A 20,022-nucleotide genomic window follows, 5' to 3' on the forward strand; every position below is an offset into this window, starting at 1 on the left:
TATATAACGATAAAAAAATTCTATTAAGGTAGCTTAATGACTTGCCCAACCATTACAGTATTAGAGGACATCCCATTAGCAGCACGAATTTTAGCTAAAGTCGCTTCACTGCCATCGCCATAGTGATTTAATGCAATTCGGTATAAGTTCTCATTTGCTTTTACAGTATGTGTCGTTGCTTTAGCATTTTGTTTTGCTTCTTCCGCTTTTCTAGCCTCTTCTGCTTTTCTTGCTGCCTCTGCTTGTTGTTGAGCTATTCTTGCTTCTTCAGCTTTTCGAGCTTCTTCGGCTTTTTTTGCTTCCTCTGCCTTTTTCGCCTCTTGAGCCTTTTTCGCTTCTTCAGCAGCTTTTTGCTCCGCTGCTAATTTATCAGCATCTTTTTGAGATTGCTCTTGAGCCTTCTTATCTCCCTGAGCATCTTGACCCTTATCATCTTTTTCCTTATCTTTATCTGACGCAGATGCTTCTGAAGGATCTAATTCGACAACCTGTTCAGCTGTATCCTTTTCGGCTTGTTCAATCGTTTTTCCTGGTTCATAAAATTTCCAAAAATAAATAAGAATTGTTAATGGTATCAAAATAAAAATAACAAACAGAATTGTCATTAACGGTGTCTTACGTTTCGAATTTTTTGGCTTTTTGTTTTTATTACCGTTTTTATTCATTCTGGAAACTCTTGATAAGGATTGCTGTTCTTTTTGCTCATCTTCAAATGATTGACGATGCTCTTCTATTTTATCGCGATAATCTTCTTTATTCATTCGCCTTTCCCCCAACCTTACTACGCTTTCTATCATCTCTATTATGACGAATATTACGAAAAAAGTAAATGACCGTCAGTTTTAGTCTAATTACCCATTAATAGTTGTTGCAATCGACTTTCCCACGTTGCCATTTCTACTTTCTTTTTCTCTTTTAAGCGTACTTTCTTGATTACATCATAATGGATTCCACAATTTTCACAACAGTTTTCCGGCTTTTTCTGCAATTTTTGCCCAAAATACCCGACTAAATGTTCACGAATACAGTCTTTTGTCTGTATGATTTGAAGCATTTCATTCACTGCATTGTATTTCTCTAGTGCTAAATGATTTAATCGGACCTTCACTTGTTCCGAAGACTCTCGTTGCAGCCAATAGTCTAACACACGGAAGGCTGTCTCACTTAACTCCCCATTTTTCAGCATTTGGATGGGCTGTATTTGCTGAGATAGCAGCTCCTGGTAGCGGTCAACATGATGTAAAGTTGGTAAATCGCCTGTCACAACAAATTTAGCCAGCTCCTCATCACCTTCAGCATACAGTAATATAGCAAGTGCAGAGTGTCCATCCCGCCCTGCACGTCCAATCTCCTGCATATAATTCGCTATATTGGCAGGCATTGATTCATGAATGACCTGCCGTATATCAAGCTTATTAATGCCCATACCAAAAGCGTTTGTTGCTACAATCCAATCAAGTTCACCAGCTATAAATTGCTGTTGAATAAATTGACGGTCCTCTACCCCATAGCCAGCATGATAGGCAGCAACACGAACGCCCTCTTGTAATAAGGCTTCGCTATATTGTTGCGCACGTTTACGTGAGGAAACATACAAAATACCAGGTCCTGCCGTTTGCGTAACGTGATGCATGAGCCATCTAGCTTTATCAGCCTTATCCTCCACTACTACACGACCTAAATGAATATTCGGGCGGTCAACATTATACATAAACTCGAATGGCGCTTTGAGAGATAAAGTTTCCTGTATATCTCGTACAACCTTCTTTGTTGCCGTAGCAGATAATGCCAAAATGGGCGGACGATTTTCCCTCGATAGCCAGTCACCTATTCGTAAATAATCTGGTCGAAAATCAAAGCCCCATTGTGAGATACAATGCGCTTCATCTACTACGATTAAACCTAGCTTCATCTGCGCCAGTTTCTCTTGTACCTGTTGCTGGAGCAGCATCTCTGGGGAAGTAAAAATAAAACGATATTGCTCTAAATAATGTAATACATAACGTTTCTCTGTTAGTGATAAAAAGGAATTTAAAGCTACCACCCTCTTTTCCCCAAAACGCTTCAGCTCTTCTACTTGATCCTGCATTAATGAGAGTAATGGTGAAACAATTAGTACAGGTTTCTCTAATGTATAGGCTGGTAGCTGGTAGCAGAGTGATTTTCCCATTCCTGTTGGCAATAAGGCAATCACATCTTGTTCTTGTAGTAATGCCTCAATGACTTCTTTCTGTCCTGGTCGAAATGATGAATAACCAAAATGCTTATGCAATAATTGTTCAAGTTCCATTTATACTTCTCCTTTCGCAAGGACAAGCCTTAATTGAAAATAACTCATATCGTTTAAAGCTTCATGTAATATTTTCAATTTTTTTGTTTGATACTGCTTCGATGCCTGCCACACTTTTTGAGCTTCATCATAGGAGACGAATGGGCCAATAGAAAAGTTCGGTTCATACATAGCTAATTCCACAAAATGATCCTCAATTGTACTTTGTTTTAGTTTTCTCATTTGAACAATTTGCTCCATCGAATAACCTTGTTCATATAATTGTGCGGTTTGTTGTGCAGAATCTGTTAGCAATATTTTAACTTTTAATCCTTCTGCCACGTGCCCTAGTAATGGGTAATCATCTATTTTTTGATGCACTTCATTTAATAATATATGTAGGGTTTCAATAAAAGCTAATTGACTATCCAGTACAGTTTCCTTCCGTTCATCTGCAAGCTGTTGCCACGTCCATCCTGGTAATTGATAACCACTTAAACGATACAGAACAAGCTGTTTGCTTGCATCTGACACAGGGAGAATAGTTAGCACATGATTACATTCTGTCAATAATTGCTGCTGTAAATGACCTTCCTTATAATGACGTGCCTGTAAAAAAGTTCGCACCCACGCTTGAATCATTGTATCTCTACTAATCGGTGAAAAGGTACGAACGGCTGCGGCTTGATGTGACAAACTTTGTACAATGAGAGAAAGCCTCGCAAAAAACACATGCTCATTTCCCCGATAGTGCCAACCATCAAAGAAAAAGGTTGGCGTTTGTTGTGCGCGTTGTAATCCTAGCGTTTCCATGTAAAAATGACCAGATTCCTGCACATTTAACCAACTATTCTGCACAAATAAGTTTACAGCCTCATCAAATGTAGTACGAGATAATTTTGGCAAGAGGCCAAAATATTGATGTAGTTGAAAAAGACCAATATCTTGAATCGTCTGGCCTGAACGCTTCCCTCTTAGGACATGATAGGCAGCCGAAATCGTCCGCTCTTTATTGAGTTTTTGAAAGATTTGCAATAAAATTTGATGAAACATTGACGCAAATTCCTCCAATTTAATAGTATTTAAGTTGAAATGTAAGATAAACATCTTTAAAATGAGTATGAAGCTTTGTAGGAACATCGTTAAAGGAGAGAATAAAATGGCTAAATACACAATAGTTGATAAAGATACATGCATCGCTTGTGGCGCATGTGGAGCCGCAGCGCCAGACATTTATGATTATGATGATGAAGGCATTGCCTTCGTTATTTTAGATGATAACATGGGAACTGCTGAAGTTCCAGAGGATCTATTGGAAGATATGCAAGACGCTTTTGAAGGTTGTCCAACAGACTCTATCAAAGTAGCAGATGAAACATTCGATGGTGACTCATTAAAATTTGAATAGGCTTCCGTTGATGTATATCTTAAAAGGCATCCTTCAGGGGATGCCTTCTTATTGATTAAAATATTGGCTATCTTTTGCATCAAGATAATAGGCATATGGTCCATTGCTATACATACCAATCTATTGGAGGAATGTGAATGTTTGAGCAGTTACAAGTTGAGCATAGTTTATTTTATATTGATCAAGACCATATGAATAGTTTTAAAAATCTTGCTGCAAAGTGGCAATCAATATTTCCAGATGTTTGTGCGAAATGTTTGAATACTGTGGACGCATGGGCAAACGTGTTAAATAACTGGGTTTTCTTAAAATCGCAGCAGACCGATGAGCTCATTCTCAATCCTTCTAAAGCGATCTATTATTCCATCAATACATTTTTATTAGATGAGCTCCAAAAAATTCAGATAATTCAAAAAATAAAAGAGTGTGAGAATGATGATTTTCAGTATTTTGCGGCCTTCCACTTAGGAAATGCCATCGATTTATGGGTGTACAATACACTTGAAAAAAGTGCAGAATCTGATTTGTTACAACCACAAAATCGTATACCTTATTATCTTGCCTTTTTAGACGATGATTTTCAAACAGACAATGCTTTATTCCATAAAAATCAAACAAGAGCAATCAAAATATTGGCACAGGTCATTCGGTCACAAAATTGCTTTAGAATCACTATCAGTAGTGCTGTTAATCGAGCAGTAGATATGTATGATCATTATGTAACAAAATAAAATAGCACACTTTTCAATTCGTCTCTACTGTAAAGAGATGAATTTTTTTGCTCTCTCAACTACTTCTCTTTTCATCTTGTTATTGCAACGATATTTTATGTATGATAAGATTTTAGTAGTTGGTACTAATAACAGATATTATCTCACAAAGGAGTTCTTCATAATGATGGATAATTTATTACAATTAAAAGATAAGAACATTGTTGTCATGGGCGTAGCGAATGATCGCAGTATTGCTTGGGGCATTGCAAAACGTTTATTTGATGTTGGTGCAAATGTTATCTTCACGTATCGTCAAGAACGTTCATTAAAAAAATTACAAAAACAATTAGAAAATATCGGACAATCCGATTCTCTTGTCGTTCAATGTGATGTGAATAGTGATGACAGCACAAAAGCAGCTTTTGAAGAAATCGGCTCAAAAGTTGGCGTTATTCATGGGATTGTACATTCAGTGGCTTTTGCGCATGCAGAAGATTTACACAACCGCTTCCTTGAAACAACTCGAGAAGGCTATGCATTCGCACAAGATACAAGTGCCTATTCACTTATTTCCACAGCAAAAGCAGCTCATCCGTACATGACAGAGGGCGGCTCTATCGTTACGATGAGTTACTTAGGTGCAGAACGAGTACTTGATGGCTACAATGTGATGGGCGTAGCAAAAGCTGCATTAGAGGCTTCTATGCGCTATCTTGCTGCTGATATTGGCCAAGATAATATTCGCGTCAATGCTATCTCAGCTGGTGCTATTCGCACACTTGCTGCAAAAGGTGTCCCTTCCTTTAACACAATTTTACACAAGATTGAAGAAACAGCTCCTTTAAAACGTAATGTTCAACAAGACGAAGTAGCAGATATGACGATTGTTATGCTATCTCACCTATCACGGGGTGTGACTGGTGAGACGATCTACATCGACGCTGGCTACAATATTATGGGTTAACAATAAAGAAGTATGGGAGGATGTATTATCCTTCCATACTTCTTTTTGTTGTTTATAGCATTGTCCATAAACTTTGGATCAACAAAATTAAGCCTGCTGCTACTAATAGAAAATAAATTAAGATTTTAAACAATTTTTGATTTAATCGAGTAAATAGCATTTGTCCAAAAATAAGTCCTAAGAAAACAATTGGCAAGGAATATATACTATATACCCAAACCATTTTACTTGTACCCTCAAAAATGACTTGAGAAAGTAAGCTAATAAGATAGATAAATATATAGTAGGCTAGTGAAACAGCTCTAATGGTTTCTTTATTTCTATGTGTGCTTGCAAAATAGAGTAACAGTGGTGGTCCAGCCATCCCAATACTCGTTGTAAACATACCTGATATAAAGCCAACGCCATAATCTCTACTCCTTGTTTGTTGAATAGAGAGATTTTTAATCAACAGAATCGTAAGCCCTATAAGCAGGATGGCGATGAGCAGCTTAAATGTCGTCACATCGACTAAGGCAAAGAGTATACTACCAAAAGGAGCACCCACAACACTACCGATCATCACCTTTTTAAGCAACGCTACATCAATATCATGTCTCACCTTCCATATGAGAGAAAACGAAATAACAAGGGACAGTATTATATTTATTTGCATTGCCTCTTGTGGTGTAAAAAGCAACAGTAAAAAAGGCGTAGCCATAACGGAAAAACCAAATCCTGTACTGGTTTGTAAAATAGAAGCTGCTAGGATAATGAAAAAATAGAAAAGTAATTCCTGCAAAATGACACCTCACATCATGTTGTGATACGTTGTCTAACAATCAATCTTTTTAACAAAAATGATAGGATACAAGCAATGAATAAAAACAGAGCGATCATCACGATAACACCCATCCACCCATATTTCATCCAAAAAACGCCTCCTACTGTTCCTCCAACACTTGAACCAAAATAATAGAAAAATAAATAGAGAGAAGATGCTTGTGCTTTATCGTGGGATGCTCGTTTGCTCACCCAGCCACTTGCGATTGAATGAGCTGCAAAAAAGCCAAAGGTAAAAACTGTTATTCCTATAATCTTTAAGGTAAGGAGCCCGTTAAGCGTTACTATAGCTCCAGCTAACATAATGGCAATAGCCAGTAAGAGCATTCGTTGGCGACCATAACGATCAGCTAAACTGCCAAACCATGCCGAGCTAAATGTTCCAACTAAATAAATGACAAATATCCAACCTACAATTGTAGCACTTAAATTATAGGGAGGAGCCATTAGTTTAAAGCCAATATAATTATAAAGGGTGACAAAGCTTCCCATTAAAAGAAACCCCATCCCATAAAGACACAGCATAGAAGGATCTCTTAAATGTTGCAGTAGGGTTTTGGTCAATGCTTTTAATTGTAAAGGTCGCGCGCTGAAATGTTTGGAGCTTGGTAACATCCAGACAAACACTAAACTAACTAGCAGGCTGATTCCTCCTAGCACCATCATGCCTGTATGCCAGTTATAATGGTCCGTTAAGGTGCCAATAATAACTCGTCCACTCAGTCCCCCTACTGAATTACCGCTAATATATAAGCCCATGGCAACCCCTAAGCTTGCTGGTTCCATCTCTTCTCCCAAATAAGCCATAGCGATGGCAGGTAAACCCGCAAAAACGATGCCTTGTACAACACGCAACACTAAAATTGTTTCAAAGTTAGGTGAAAATGCAAGAGCTAGGGTCAGGACAGAAGCTGCAAAAATAGAAATCGTCATCAATGATTTTCTTCCCCATGCTTCTGATAACGAACTGACAATTATTAAACTCACCGCTAATGCAAAGGTGGTTACTGAAAGAGATAAACTTGCTACAGCTGGTGAGACGTGAAATGCTTCTGAAAATGTTGGTAGTAATGGCTGCGTTACATAAAGGTTAGCAAAGGTAATAAAGCCTGCTAAAAATAACGCCCAATTCGCTTTATGAAACGCCCTCGTACCCTTTTGTATATAGTCCATAAAACTCTCTCCTTCACATGCTACTATTATTCTAATACAATATTTCGCAAAACACACGTCCCTTTGTCAAAAAATAGACATAAAGACCTTCGCTTTCACAGGTAAAAAAAAATAATAATTGACAAATAAAAAGCCTTTCAGATTTGGATGATCTTCTTTTCATAAAAAATAAATAGCTATTTTGACTTGGCAAATATTGTGCTACAGTAAAAGTAATCATCTAGAACCATTGTCACAATGCAGACAGATGACACAACCATTTTCATTGACGAGACTTGGAGGAATTTTTATGAAAATTATTGAAGCTTTAACCCTTGCAACACCTTATATTCATTTAGCATTAAAGCAAGAAGCCATTGTAGCTGTTGTTGAAAAGGAAAGTGAAACAGTCGTTAAATATTTAGCAGGTAAACGTGTGGATTCTGGCTACCATGATGGACAAAAAGTTAACGCCAATGACCAAAATGTTTTCATCGCCTTTAATGGACAAAATGCAGATGTGGTGATACCAGAGGATGTTTATGGTGTAGCAATCAATGCTTTTTCATTCCCCATTCGTGAAAATGGTCAAGTAGTAGGTGCATTAGCTTTTGGCTTACCAATAGATAATGAGCTCAAACTTGAAGATTATATGGCTACGATGGATAAGATCGTCAACAGTCTACAGGATAAAGTACATACAATCGCTTCCCATTCTGAGGAATTAGCGGCCACTAGTGAGGAAATTAATAAGCAGGCACAGCATGCCCTAGAGGACTCTGAAAAAACAAATGCCGTGACAGATTTAATTAAAAGTATATCTCGCCAAACGAATTTATTAGGCTTAAATGCATCCATCGAGGCTGCACGTGCTGGACAGCACGGCGCTGGCTTTAATATTGTGGCACAGGAAGTTCGAAAACTGTCCTTTGAGACATCTAGTGCTACCGAAAATATAGAATCGTCATTACGAAATATCAATAGAAATCTAGATAATCTAAAGCAAAATATGGGACAAATCAATGATGCAACAAATGAGCAAGCACAGCTCGTACAGGATTTCAGCGAAATTATAGAAGAATTAACTTTACTTAGCCGAGAAATGAAAGACTTTATGCACAATGCATTAAAATAATCATGAGGTGAACAATAATGCAAATTACCATTAACCATGATTTAGTTCTACGGATGATTACACCTGAGGATGCAGAGAAGGTTTTTGCATTAACGGATGCCTCGAGGGAATATCTGAAAGAATGGCTACCATGGCTAGATTTTACAAAAGAACTGGCGGATACAAAAGTCTATATTGAGAGCTGTATTAAGGGACATGAAGCGAACAGTAGCCTCTCCCTAGTCATTCTCTTTAAAAATGAGATTGTTGGCATTGCAGGCTTTAACGCGATTAACCCGAGCAATAAAATCGGCACTATTGGCTATTGGTTGAGCGAAGGAGCACAAGGGCATGGCATCATGACGAAAACAGTAAAAGCTTTATTGCAATATGCCTTTGAAACATTGAAGCTTCATAAAGTTGAAATTCGTGTTGCTGAAGCGAATCACAAAAGTCGCGCAATCCCAGAACGTCTTGGTTTTATGCAAGAAGGAACCATTCGAGCTGCAGAATGGCTCTACGATCATTATGTAAATCATGTTATTTATGGCATGCTTGTAAGTGAGTGGCAGCAATAACCATAAAAAAAACGACCTGATGAGATCATCAGGTCGTTTTTTGTTAGGATTGTTCTACTGCTTCTTTTGTTTCTTCAGGTGCTTGCTTTTTTTCAAGCCCTAAAGCAATCTGCTCTAATTCTGGACGCAATGTGTGCTTCCCAGCATAGCTCTCGATCAGCTCTTTTACATCGAGACCAGAAGTTTCTTTTAATGTTTCTTGCAGTGTAGACATTAAATTGGTTGCGTAAGATGTCACCTTATTCGCACCACTTCCCTCTCCACCACCAGTATCGACTACTGTAATCTTATCGATATTGCCAAGTGGACTTGCAAGCTCTTTTGCATACTCTGGCATCATGCGTACAACCATATCCAGTACAGCTGCTTGACCATAGTATTCAAAGGCTTCGGCAATCTTACGTTTAGCTTCAGCTTCAGCCAGACCACGTAGACGAATGATATCAGCCTCCGTCTCCCCTTGTGCTCGCTCTGCATCAGCTTTGGCAAGACCATCCAAACGAATTTTCTCTGCCTCTGCTTTTGCTAATGATTCAATACGATATTTTTCCGCATCAGCCTGTGCAAGCTCACGCATTTTTTCGGCTGCGGCATTTTGCTCCACTGCATAGCGATCTGCATCTGCTTTCTTTTTAACCTCAGAGTCATATTGCTTTTCTCTACGTAAAATCTCTTTTTCTTCTAATTCAATTTGCTTTTGACGCTCGATAATGCGAATTTGCATTTCTTGCTCCGTTACTTCCTGCTTAGCACGAGCCGTTTCAAGCTCATACGCTTGGTCAGCACGCGCTTTGGCAATATCCTGCTCACGTCGGAACTCAGCTACTTTTAATTGATTTTCTTTTTCTGCTTCTGCAATTTCCGTCGCACGCTCTAGTTCTGCCTTTTGTGCTTCCTTAGACGCTTCTGCACGTTTAATACGTGTTTCTTTTTCTGCATCTGCTGTCGCAATATCAGCATCTCGTTTTACCTGTGCGATTCTCGGTTTCCCTAGTGAGTCTAAATAGCCATTTTTATCTCGTACATCCTTGATCGTGAAGGATACAATGACAAGACCCATCTTTGCTAAATCTTGTGAAGCAACACGTTGAACTTCCTGTGAGAATTTATCGCGGTTTTTGTAGATTTCTTCAACCGTCATAGACCCTAAAATGGAACGTAAATGACCTTCTAATACTTCACGTGCTTCCCCTTCGCGCTCTGCTTTTTGCTTGCCTAAAAACTGCTCTGCTGCTGTCGCAATTTCTGAAATGGAGCCACCAATTTTAATAATAGCCGTACCATCTGCCATAACAGGAACACCTTGCTCTGTATACACCTCAGGCGTTGTCACTTCTAGTTTACTAGAAAGTAAGCTTAACGGCTGTGCTTGCTGGAAAATAGGGAATACAAATGTACCGCCCCCACGAATGATTTTAATGCGATTCCCCGACTCATCCTTATGTACATTTTTGGAGCCGAGATAGCTACCTGTCACAATCAGTGCTTCATCAGGACCCGCCGTACGATACTTTGTCACATATAAGCCGACTAGGGCAATTAATACAAATGCTACAATTCCTAAAACAATTAAGATATCGGTTGACATAGACATATCTCTCCTTTAAACAAATTTTTTCTCGTACGTTCTAACAAAAAGTGTTCCGTCCTTCACATCCACAACAAGTACGGTTTCATCATAGTCAATGGCTTCATTATCATAGCCCGTTGCCCGTTTTGAAATCATGCCACTTGTCGTTTCGATAACAACCTCGCCAAAACCATCTACTGGAATTGGCACAATAACTCTTCCTAATTGCCCACCTAGCGATTCCTCTGTGTAAGCTAAAGAAACATCAGCGGAACGTAGCGGAACGAGAACAAATAAATAAAAGATGGAACTTAAAATAGCACCGATGATACATGCAGCAATGATGTTCCAAACGCTAGAGAACCAGGCTAGTTTTTCTAAAATAAAACCTGCTGCTGACATCAACGTAATGAAAGATAGAATGACACTCGGATTAAAAATGGGCAGTCCTTCCCCAATACCTTCGACTGCATCACCAAAAAACATAACCAATACTGTGGCAAGGCCAGCGAAAATCAAAACCACCAAAAAGATCTGCTCGAGTGAATAGCCAAATAGCGTCAAGTTGCTCACCCCTTTTCATCATATTACCTACTATACGGATGTACCTCAGGAAAAGTTTCAAAATTTTTCAAACTCTTCTTTAAAGTATTATTTTTTGCTTTCATTAGAACCATGTTACAATAGAAAAGTATTCTGACAACTAAGGAGAAATGGCATGAAGCTTTCGACAATCTTAAATTTTGTTATTTTAATATTTTTCACGTTATTATTCGTTAATGATTTCTTCCCTGATACAGCTATTGCTGCGATGCTGACTAAAAAAATAATATTGCTTATATTAGTTGGGCTTGTCATCATTCAGCTAGCCTTCGACAAGGGTAGATATAAAAGATTATCAAAAAAGGCTTATATCGGATTAACTTTGTATACAGTTGGATTATGGATTGTTTTAACATTGCTTGGCGGTCAGTCACAAATTGGCCTATCGTTCACAAGTCCTCTATTCTATATCATTGTTGTGCTGCTTGGATTGGATTTACTGCGCCTTTCACGCCAAACTAAGCGGGATCAAACAGAGGAGAAAGCGAAGTAAAGCACAGCTATCTGTCAATCTTACGAAGCTATCTACCACTTTCGCACTGCTAACCGTCACTTTTGTCCTTCTATCCGACGACAACAACAAAAGCATGTCTCCGATTTTGACGGAGACATGCTTTTCTTATGATTCTAATACATTTAAAATGGCGTCCAGTTCATGGACAGCTAGATCTAAGCGTTCCTTTGCTTCGATATTTTGCTGTTTTAAGTGACCAAACTCTAGTAAATTTTTCTCATGCTTTAACTTGATAGAAGATAGACGTTCGATTCGTGCTTCTGCTTTTTCTATTGCTTGCTCACAGACTGTTGTCCAGAGCTTTTCTGATTGCTGCATTTCCGTTGTCGATGGGTTGTGCTGACGCATAATTCGTGCATAAACCATTTCTATTTGTTCTATTAGTTCCGAATAAAAATGGCGCTCAACGCGTGTTGTTTGGAATGTTGGATGCTCTACCTCTTTGGCATATGGCGTTATTTGACGAAGTAGCTTGCCAGCATTTTCTCCAAAAGCATGGGATAAATTCAAGACATTCATTAATTGCAATAATAAGCGTATTTCTTCTAGATTAATAAGTTGGGAATCGATGCTTTCCTTTAACTTTAATGACTCCATGTAGCGTCGATCAAAATGTTCAATTTCACCGTTGCGCTGCTCTACTAAATGGACACTTGCATTGTCTTTCAAGCTTTTAATATAGCGAATGGCATGGTTTTTTAGCTCTTCTTTTGACAGCAAGTTATCATTGTCTTGTTGTGGTTTTTCTCGTTGAACATACGCAAATGCATCCATTTTTTTGGGCCATTGTGCTGCTTGGGTTTCATCTGAGACATTATAGCGTATATAAATTCCGTGCATTTCATATCCTCCAAGTCCATTAAACAAGTATCTCTAAAGACAATAAATCGAATACGACATTTTTTCAAGTAAAAAACTTTTAATAATTGAAAATCCTTCTTTTTAACAATAAAACAAAAAACGCGAATAGTCGATACTATTCAGGATTTTACTAGTTTCCATTCTTTCCTACTTATCCTTTAACAAGTTTCATTCGCAAACGATTAGACATATACTACACGATTAAAATAAGTAACAGAAGCTCCAATAAAACAGCTCCCACCTCCATTTATAGGCATTCATCGCAAAAATGAATGGTCCACCAGCTCCTGCTAAGCAGGTATAGTTCCATCTCGCAAATTCATATCAAAGCGATAGCTGACAATGGATACTGTTAACTGAGGCCTGAGGAATTTGATGTCGTAATGAGCAGCTATCTTGCTACAGGAGCAGGAAATAATTTTTGCTGATTATATTTTAAAGCACCCCTTCATCAAAGCACTTGTAATCAAAATTGCCAAGTACAGTTCTAAAAAATTGCCAAATTCCTTGTAAGCACTACAGGAATTTGGCGACCTTTATGTGTAGCTATTTAAGCCTGTTGGCGGATGTCTTGAATGCTCTTCCCTTCAGTAAACGCATGAATCGATGCAATGGAGCCCACCGATTTAAAATTTGCCTTCTCATAGACTTTGGCAACCTGTTCACTAATTGGTAATATCCAAAGATCGTTCAATCCCAGCTTGACTGATTGCTGTTGGATATGCTGCAGCATATAGCCGATTAAACCACGACCACGATAGCTTTCAGTTGTTGCAACACTTTCAATCCTTCCTTGATTTCCTGACACAAAAATAGTTGCTGAGCAGCACGCCACCCCATCTAGTCTTAATAGATAATACGTAAAATGTGAAGAATGATAGGTTTCCTCAAATGCCTTTTTTATTAATGAAGGCTCCCCAAATGCAGAAATGCTCATTTCTACTGCTAATGCTTCCTCCTTATTTGCATCCGTTACACGCTCAATTTGAATGGCAGGATTAGGTGGAAGTATCGCATATTCACCGTCCCAGTACTGAATTTCATTAACAAAATGCTCATATTGAAAGCCGTGCGTCTCTAATGCCTCTATACATAGCTGATTTTCTTCTAGATTATATAAATAAATCCGCGGGATCAGAGACTTTGATTGGTAGAAGTCTTTGATGTCTTGTAAAAATAAATCAGGTTGTTCAATCTTTCGCCAAATCTGTGCATGATTTGCATCATAATAGGTTGGGATAGCCTGATTGTAAAATAGGACCCCCTCCTTACAAACCTCCACTTCACTGAAACTCTTCACATACTCTATATCAAGCTGCATAATGCGTTCTAAATTAAACATGCTCTGTGCCCCCTTCTAACCATCTTTCATATAAATTTTCTAATTGAAGTTCAAGCTTCTGCCGTTGTTCTTTAGCAAGCGATGGTTGTTGTAGTTTTGTCTCTAATTTTTCAATTTGCTGTTCAATCGGTAATTCCTTTTTAGGTGACTGCGTTTTATTTACTGGTTGTTTATCAATCGTTTTCATTGCAAGTTCCTGTCGTTTTCCTCTAGCCCACTCATAATCTCCCTCAAAAACCTGAATAGCCTGGTTTTCAATCCACGCCGTTTTCGTAAAAATTTTCTGTAAGAAATAACGGTCATGTGACACCCCAATAATCGTACCTTCAAAGGATTCTAGTGTCTCTTCCAATACTTCCCTTGCTTCAATATCTAAATGGTTTGTTGGCTCATCTAAGATTAAAACATTGATATCCTCATGCATTAATTGTGCTAAACGAAGACGCATTTTTTCTCCACCACTTAGGTCCTTCACTTTTTTAAAGACATCATAGCCATAGAACAAAAATCGTGCGAGTATATGGCGAGCTTCCGCCTCTGACACGGCGACACTTTCACGAAAGGCATCAATTAATCGTATAGCAGGATTTGGATGTTCAAATTGCTGGGAAAGGTAGCCAAATTTCACATTGCTTCCAATTTGACACACTCCCTGATTAGGAATGATTTCACCTAACATCATTTTTAATAATGTTGATTTTCCACTACCATTGCTCCCAACAATCGCTAATCTTTCGCCAAAATAAATAGCTAGATTGCTGTCCTTCAATAAAGGCTTATCAAAGCTATGATCAATGGCTTGCAATAGCACGACCTCTTTACCACTGCGTTCAGCCATCGTTAACGCTAAATTCATTTTCTTTTTAGTAAGGGGCTTCTTTACTCGCTCGATACGTGCTAATGCTTTTTCCATACTCTTAGCACGTCGATGCATCGATGCGTTTGGTGGATTCGCCTCATTTGCCCACTGCTTTAATCGTTTAATTGTTTCTTGCATCTTTTTAATTTTCTTTTGCTGCTCTTCATAATTTGCAAACTGTTGCTCAATTTTTGCTTCTTTTTGTGCTATAAAAGCATCATAATGGCCGTTATACGTAAAAGCCTCCCCATCCTCAATTTCAATAATCTTTTGGGCTACTTGATTCATGAATTGACGATCATGAGATACGACAATGACAATCCCCTCAAAGTTTCGCACATAATGTTCAAGCCACTCAATAGCTTGCATATCCAGATGGTTCGTTGGTTCATCCAATAACAAAATAGAGGGCTTTTTCAATAAAATTTGTCCAAGCATAACCTTTGTTTTTTCACCACCACTTAAACTACTAAATGGCTGCTCTAGCATATCTGAAATACCCAGTCCATTTGCAATCATTGCTAGCTGTGCATCTACTTCATAGCCCCCTAATAGCATAAATTGCTCCTGCAATTGCCCATATTGCAGTAATATTTTATCCGTGACCGTCGACTGCATCTCTTGCTCAAGTGCTGTCATTTTTGCCTTTATTGCATAAATATCCGCAAATGCTTCCTCTAGCACTTCTTTTACAGCATGGAGTGGATAATGTGGAATCTGATGTAAATAGCCAATCGTTGCTTCTTTACTTTTAATTATTCGTCCCTTGTCAGGTATCTCTACCCCTGCAAGCAGTTGTAATAAAGTCGTTTTTCCACTGCCATTTACCCCAACAATCGCCACATGTTCACCACTATTTACCTCTAGCTGTAAGTTCTCGAATAATATATTGCCACCCATAATTTTTTGGATTTGTTCAGCTTTCATTTGCATCGTTTTTTCCTCCAATGAAACGTGCGAAAACATCTTTTGAACACAAAAAAGACTGCTCATTAACAAGCAGTCCTCTTCTCAATTAAATGTGTGAAAAAGAATGGTTAATTCGCTACGTTTGTTATTTGATTTTGCTTAAAAATGGACAGACCTATCCCGTTGTTCGCAAAATCGAAAGTAATTACACGTGCAAAATACATAGCCGTATCCACTTTTACACATGTTTTCGTAGCGTTTTTATTCATTCCTTCTCACCTCCGTTCATAGTAGTTATGGCTATCATAACATTTTTCGGATTATTTGGAAAGGGAAAATTTAACGTTCATTTATCATTATTCAAAAGTTCTATTTGATCGAAATTTGCACAAAGAAAAACATGAGAGGTTGATTCATAGCCCCCTCATGTTTTCACTTTTTTCACAAATATTTTTACCACAGGCACAAGAAAAATCGAGACAACTAGTACACGAAAAAGCTGAAAGGCCGTGACAATCGTGACATTTGCATGGACCGAAGCGGCAATAATCCCCATTTGATCAAGACCACCAGGAACAATACTTAAAAAGCTCGTCCTAAAATCAAGGCTGTACAACGCTGCCATCACAAATGTTAAACCATAGGCTGCCCCAATAAAAATGCCCGCTGAAACAAACGCATAAAAGATATGCTTCTTCGATAAATGTAAATCCTCTTTTTTCAATAATAATCCGATATAAATTCCTAGCATGAGTTGGGCAATATGCAGAAGTGATAATGGTAATTTTGGTACATCTATCCCTGCCATATTAACGCCCATTAGTAAAAACACTGGGCCTAGCATATAGCCTGTTGGAATTTTTAGCTTTTGTGCTAGCCACCCTGCGCCACCACATACCACAAGTATGCTAACAAGGTTCCATGTGTATGTTCCATCAATCATAGAACTATTGCCACCTGCCCCTGCCACCATTAAAGGAACAAAGCCAACGATTAAAAGAACGCGAAGGATTTGAAAGAATGTGATGACCACCATATCCATCTCTTGTTGCTCTTCCGCAAATGCCACAACCTGCGACATGCCCCCAGGAACACAGCACGTTAAGGCAGTCGCAAAATCTAAATCTGTACGCTTGGCAACAAGGAAACTTACCGCAAAAAACAACAAAATAAATATGATATTTAACACGACCATGCTTCCTAAAAAAAGCTTGATGTCCTGTACAGCTTCTGGTGTAAAGGCATAGCCGATAGAATAACCTGCTACGACTAAACCAAAATTGCGGAAAGCATGATGCCATTTTAATTGGACATTGGTGGATAGCTGCACGATGAGCACCGCTGTAATCGCTCCTAACAGCCAAGGCATCGGTATATGGAAAAATTGAAAAACTACAGCACCTATTAAACCAATGCATAATGTGATGAACATATGCTTATCAAAAATAAACATGGTAGCAACCCCTTCAACTCGATAAGCCTATTATGACCTTTATAAACCGCTTTTTCTACTGGACCGACTTTTGAGCTGTTTGCTATCGCTGAAAAAGAACCTGTTATCCAACAAATAAAACCTCTTATCGAACAATTTATCCCTGTGAAAATTTTCTATGCTACATTAGTAATACCTGATTCAGCGTTTTTAAAGGAGGCCTCCTATGAAAATTCATTTAACCATCAATCATGAGCTTGAGGAAACTGAGGTTCATATTCATGCCAAGGACTATAATGAGCAAATTGAAAGATTGATGAGACAGCTTCAAGCATCGCAAACTACGATGCTAGATGGGTATGACCAACAAGAAATTCATCTCTTAAAAATTTCGGATATTTATTCCATTTACGCAGAGGATGCCAAGGTTTTTTTACAGACAGATGAGCAAGAGTTTGAGTCCAAGCGAAAATTATATGAGCTTGAGGCTCAGCTAGCCAAAGATTTTGTGCGCGTAAGTAAGTCTACACTCGTCAATATCCATAAAATATCCTCTATTCAAATGGGCAAAATCGGCACTACACAGCTATTACTTGAAAATGACGTAGCCATTCATGTCAGCCGAAAATATTTAAAAGAATTAAAGAGACACCTAGGTATTGGGAGGGATTCATAGCATGAAGTATGTACGCATGATGATTATCGGTCTACTCATTTCCCTTAGCTCCTCTTATGTCTTAGTGACACTTAGCGTCCTATCAAATAATGCGGTGGCGTCAGGAACAGAATTATTGGAGCAAATTGTGATCGCGAGCATTCTTGGTATTGCCATTGGTTTGCTATCCGTCATTTTTGATTTGGAGCAATTGCCTTTTACAGTTCAGCTTCTTCTACACTTAGTAGCGGTGACAGCATGTGTGCTAACCGCAGGCTATTTTGGTAATTGGTTTGATTCAGGTATATGGTACGTACTTATTGCGGAAGCCATTATTTACTTGATTGTTTGGTGTATTCTATATGTTTTTCAATTAAATGATATTGAAAAAATCAATAAAGAAATTCAAAAGAGAAGGGATTAACCACCTATGACTTTTGCGATAAAAGTTGAAAATTTATGTAAACAATATGGAAAACAGCAAGCTGTCAAAGGCATTTCTTTTACAGTCGAACAAGGCACCCTATTCGCTTTTTTAGGTGAAAACGGTGCAGGTAAATCTACAACGATTGAAATACTTTGTACTTTACTAAAAAAATCGAGTGGTCAAGTAACTATTAATGGTTTCACACTCGACGCAAGCAATGATAACGCGGATATCCGTAAATCTATTGGTGTCGTTTTCCAGCAAAGTCTATTAGATGAGCGCTTAACTGTACGTGAAAATATCCTACATCGAGGGAAAACATATGGTTTATCGAAAACACAGCTTACCGATAACTATCAATTTGTTTCCACCTATTTGCATCTAGAGGATATTGAAAAGAAAAAATATGGCACATTATCAGGGGGACAAAAAAGGCGAGCAGATATTGCTCGTGCACTCATTCATCGTCCAAGTATTTTATTTTTGGATGAGCCTACAACGGGTTTAGATCCACAAACACGTCAATTTGTTTGGCAGGCGATTAAGCAACTTCAACTGGAAACCAATATGACAGTTTTTTTAACGACCCATTATATGGAGGAAGCGGCAGTCGCTCACCAAGTCACTGTCTTAAAGCAAGGTAAAATTATCGCACAGGGAACGCCCGATGCACTAAAAACAAAATATGCCTATGATTCAATGGCTCTCGTTTTTCAAAATGCACAGGAGGGTGTAAAGTTTCTTGAGGAAAATGCGATCTCCTACACGGAGAATCAAGGGATATACACCATCCGTTTAACGTCTACCTTACAAGCACTTCCCCTTTTAAAAAAAGCTGAGCCACTTATCGCCTCCTTCGAAGTCATTAAAGGATCAATGGATGATGTCTTTCTTCATATTATCGCAGAGGAGGAGGTTGCGTAGTGGAAGCATTAATTAGCTTAATTCTGCGTAATAACAAAATATTTAGACGGGATAAAACACAGGTGTTCTTCTCCCTGCTGTCAGTCATTATTGTCATTGTGTTGTACGCTGTCTTTCTCCAAAAAATGCAGGTAGATGCCATTGAACAACTAACAGAAGCTACACCTGAATTGATCACCATGGTCAATGAGTGGCTAGTAGCAGGTTTACTATCCATGATTGCTGTTTCGACAACACTTGGTGCCTATGGTATCGCTGTTAAAGACCAAGAATCCAAAGTACAAGCCGACTTTTTAACAGCTCCCCTTTCTCGTGCAACTATTCAGTTGAGCTATGTGCTCAATGCATTTATTATCGGCTATATTTTTTCCTTTATTGCGCTCCTTGGCTGTGAAATCTTTATTGTCACAACGGGAGGTAAGCTTCTAAGTTTTGGGGATTTTATTCAGGTATTGAGCATACTGTTTTTATCTGTCTTGCTTGCGAGTGTTTTTAATTTATTTCTTTCGTTATTTGTGTCGACCCAAAATGCTTTCTCAACACTCGGCACAATTGTTGGTACATTACTTGGATTTTTATGTGGTGTTTATGTACCTCTTGGAGCTCTACCAAGCTTTGCACAACATATAATCATGTACTTTCCAATTAGCCATACAACACTATTATTACGCAATGCATTTATGGAGAGCTCTATTGCAAATGTCTTTGATGGTGTGCCCGCTTCTTATGTGGAAGATTATAAAATGAATTATGGCATTGTTTATGAACTAAATGGACATATACTTAGCTCCACAACAAGTCTAATTGTGATTGTCTGTACAATTGTAGTTCTTTCTCTAGCATCTATGATCTTATTTAAGAGAAAGTATAACTAAATATGAGCCAGCAATTTTACACACCGTTTAG

22 protein-coding genes are annotated in these 20,022 nt (G+C 38.3%); 10 read left to right on the top strand and 12 right to left on the bottom strand.

Going from position 1 to position 20,022, the window contains the following annotated elements:
- Positions 1 to 23 precede the first annotated feature (23 nt).
- The 3 genes from QH639_RS19685 to QH639_RS19695 form a co-directional block, all read right to left on the bottom strand.
- Complete coding sequence (locus tag QH639_RS19685; protein WP_054550700.1) at positions 24 to 761, bottom strand: LysM peptidoglycan-binding domain-containing protein; 738 nt, start codon at positions 759 to 761, stop codon at positions 24 to 26.
- A gap of 86 nt (positions 762 to 847) precedes the next feature.
- Positions 848 to 2,290 carry a RecQ family ATP-dependent DNA helicase gene (locus tag QH639_RS19690; protein ID WP_281115103.1) on the bottom strand — a complete coding sequence of 481 codons (1,443 nt, stop codon included), beginning with the start codon at positions 2,288 to 2,290 and terminating at the stop codon, positions 848 to 850.
- Complete coding sequence (locus QH639_RS19695; RefSeq protein ID WP_237899978.1) at positions 2,291 to 3,322, bottom strand: YpbB family protein; 1,032 nt, start codon at positions 3,320 to 3,322, stop codon at positions 2,291 to 2,293.
- 106 nt (positions 3,323 to 3,428) lie between these two features.
- On the opposite strand from QH639_RS19695, the gene QH639_RS19700 reads away from it, so the two are divergent.
- The 3 genes from QH639_RS19700 (at position 3,429) to QH639_RS19710 (ending at position 5,354) form a co-directional block, all read left to right on the top strand.
- Positions 3,429 to 3,677, top strand: a complete 249-nt coding sequence (locus tag QH639_RS19700) for a ferredoxin (protein ID WP_004232564.1) — start codon at positions 3,429 to 3,431, stop codon at positions 3,675 to 3,677.
- Between the two features lie 137 nt (positions 3,678 to 3,814).
- Complete coding sequence (locus tag QH639_RS19705) at positions 3,815 to 4,408, top strand: hypothetical protein (RefSeq protein WP_237899970.1); 594 nt, start codon at positions 3,815 to 3,817, stop codon at positions 4,406 to 4,408.
- 163 nt (positions 4,409 to 4,571) lie between these two features.
- On the top strand, positions 4,572 to 5,354 hold the full coding sequence (locus QH639_RS19710) for an enoyl-ACP reductase FabI (protein ID WP_004232559.1): 783 nt from the start codon (positions 4,572 to 4,574) through the stop codon (positions 5,352 to 5,354).
- A gap of 52 nt (positions 5,355 to 5,406) precedes the next feature.
- Here the strand turns inward: QH639_RS19710 and QH639_RS19715 are convergent, their stop codons facing one another.
- The gene (locus QH639_RS19715; RefSeq protein WP_281115104.1) at positions 5,407 to 6,135 is read right to left on the bottom strand and encodes a sulfite exporter TauE/SafE family protein; all 729 of its coding nucleotides are present in this window, start codon (positions 6,133 to 6,135) and stop codon (positions 5,407 to 5,409) included.
- Between the two features lie 14 nt (positions 6,136 to 6,149).
- Positions 6,150 to 7,349 (bottom strand): MFS transporter, encoded by a 1,200-nt coding sequence (locus tag QH639_RS19720; protein WP_281115105.1) that lies wholly within the window; start codon positions 7,347 to 7,349, stop codon positions 6,150 to 6,152.
- A gap of 289 nt (positions 7,350 to 7,638) precedes the next feature.
- Between QH639_RS19720 and QH639_RS19725 the strand changes: the two genes are divergently transcribed.
- Both QH639_RS19725 and QH639_RS19730 read left to right on the top strand, forming a co-directional pair.
- Positions 7,639 to 8,463 carry a methyl-accepting chemotaxis protein gene (locus QH639_RS19725; protein ID WP_237899964.1) on the top strand — a complete coding sequence of 275 codons (825 nt, stop codon included), beginning with the start codon at positions 7,639 to 7,641 and terminating at the stop codon, positions 8,461 to 8,463.
- Positions 8,464 to 8,480: 17 nt separating this feature from the next.
- Positions 8,481 to 9,020 (top strand): GNAT family N-acetyltransferase, encoded by a 540-nt coding sequence (locus QH639_RS19730; protein WP_281115106.1) that lies wholly within the window; start codon positions 8,481 to 8,483, stop codon positions 9,018 to 9,020.
- Between the two features lie 43 nt (positions 9,021 to 9,063).
- Here the strand turns inward: QH639_RS19730 and QH639_RS19735 are convergent, their stop codons facing one another.
- Entirely contained in the window at positions 9,064 to 10,608 is a 1,545-nt protein-coding gene (locus QH639_RS19735) for a flotillin lipid rafts scaffold protein FloT (protein ID WP_004232547.1), read from the bottom strand.
- A gap of 15 nt (positions 10,609 to 10,623) precedes the next feature.
- Entirely contained in the window at positions 10,624 to 11,154 is a 531-nt protein-coding gene (locus QH639_RS19740) for an NfeD family membrane protein (protein WP_004232545.1), read from the bottom strand.
- Between the two features lie 154 nt (positions 11,155 to 11,308).
- Here QH639_RS19740 and QH639_RS19745 point away from each other — a divergent pair, with 154 nt between their 5' ends.
- The gene (locus QH639_RS19745; protein WP_131519651.1) at positions 11,309 to 11,686 is read left to right on the top strand and encodes a hypothetical protein; all 378 of its coding nucleotides are present in this window, start codon (positions 11,309 to 11,311) and stop codon (positions 11,684 to 11,686) included.
- Between the two features lie 126 nt (positions 11,687 to 11,812).
- Here the strand turns inward: QH639_RS19745 and QH639_RS19750 are convergent, their stop codons facing one another.
- The 5 genes from QH639_RS19750 to QH639_RS19770 all read right to left on the bottom strand — a co-directional run bounded on the left by QH639_RS19750 (position 11,813) and on the right by QH639_RS19770 (position 17,131).
- Positions 11,813 to 12,547: a hypothetical protein gene (locus tag QH639_RS19750; RefSeq protein WP_131519650.1), complete on the bottom strand. Its 735-nt coding sequence runs from the start codon at positions 12,545 to 12,547 to the stop codon at positions 11,813 to 11,815.
- A gap of 571 nt (positions 12,548 to 13,118) precedes the next feature.
- Positions 13,119 to 13,910 carry a GNAT family N-acetyltransferase gene (locus QH639_RS19755; RefSeq protein WP_131519649.1) on the bottom strand — a complete coding sequence of 264 codons (792 nt, stop codon included), beginning with the start codon at positions 13,908 to 13,910 and terminating at the stop codon, positions 13,119 to 13,121.
- Entirely contained in the window at positions 13,903 to 15,702 is a 1,800-nt protein-coding gene (abc-f, locus tag QH639_RS19760) for a ribosomal protection-like ABC-F family protein (protein WP_131519648.1), read from the bottom strand. Before abc-f ends, QH639_RS19755 begins: the two co-directional genes overlap by 8 nt.
- A 104-nt stretch (positions 15,703 to 15,806) precedes the next feature.
- On the bottom strand, positions 15,807 to 15,947 hold the full coding sequence (locus QH639_RS19765) for an RAxF-45 family protein (RefSeq protein ID WP_004232534.1): 141 nt from the start codon (positions 15,945 to 15,947) through the stop codon (positions 15,807 to 15,809).
- Between the two features lie 155 nt (positions 15,948 to 16,102).
- Positions 16,103 to 17,131 carry an AbrB family transcriptional regulator gene (locus QH639_RS19770; RefSeq protein WP_131519647.1) on the bottom strand — a complete coding sequence of 343 codons (1,029 nt, stop codon included), beginning with the start codon at positions 17,129 to 17,131 and terminating at the stop codon, positions 16,103 to 16,105.
- A gap of 205 nt (positions 17,132 to 17,336) precedes the next feature.
- Here QH639_RS19770 and QH639_RS19775 point away from each other — a divergent pair, with 205 nt between their 5' ends.
- Genes QH639_RS19775 through QH639_RS19790 form a run of 4 tightly spaced genes read left to right on the top strand, consistent with a single transcriptional unit; the run spans position 17,337 to position 19,991 of the window.
- On the top strand, positions 17,337 to 17,786 hold the full coding sequence (locus QH639_RS19775; protein ID WP_131519646.1) for a LytTR family DNA-binding domain-containing protein: 450 nt from the start codon (positions 17,337 to 17,339) through the stop codon (positions 17,784 to 17,786).
- Between the two features lies 1 nt (position 17,787).
- The gene (locus tag QH639_RS19780) at positions 17,788 to 18,189 is read left to right on the top strand and encodes a DUF3021 domain-containing protein (protein WP_131519645.1); all 402 of its coding nucleotides are present in this window, start codon (positions 17,788 to 17,790) and stop codon (positions 18,187 to 18,189) included.
- Positions 18,190 to 18,195: 6 nt separating this feature from the next.
- Entirely contained in the window at positions 18,196 to 19,116 is a 921-nt protein-coding gene (locus tag QH639_RS19785; RefSeq protein WP_281115107.1) for an ABC transporter ATP-binding protein, read from the top strand.
- A complete protein-coding gene (locus QH639_RS19790) occupies positions 19,116 to 19,991 on the top strand; it encodes an ABC transporter permease (protein WP_281115108.1) in 876 nt (291 codons plus the stop codon). Before QH639_RS19785 ends, QH639_RS19790 begins: the two co-directional genes overlap by 1 nt.
- The last annotated feature ends 31 nt before the right edge of the window (positions 19,992 to 20,022 follow it).

The organism is Lysinibacillus sp. 1 U-2021 (genome assembly GCF_029916965.1).
Taxonomy (GTDB): Bacteria; Bacillota; Bacilli; order Bacillales_A; family Planococcaceae; genus Lysinibacillus; species Lysinibacillus capsici.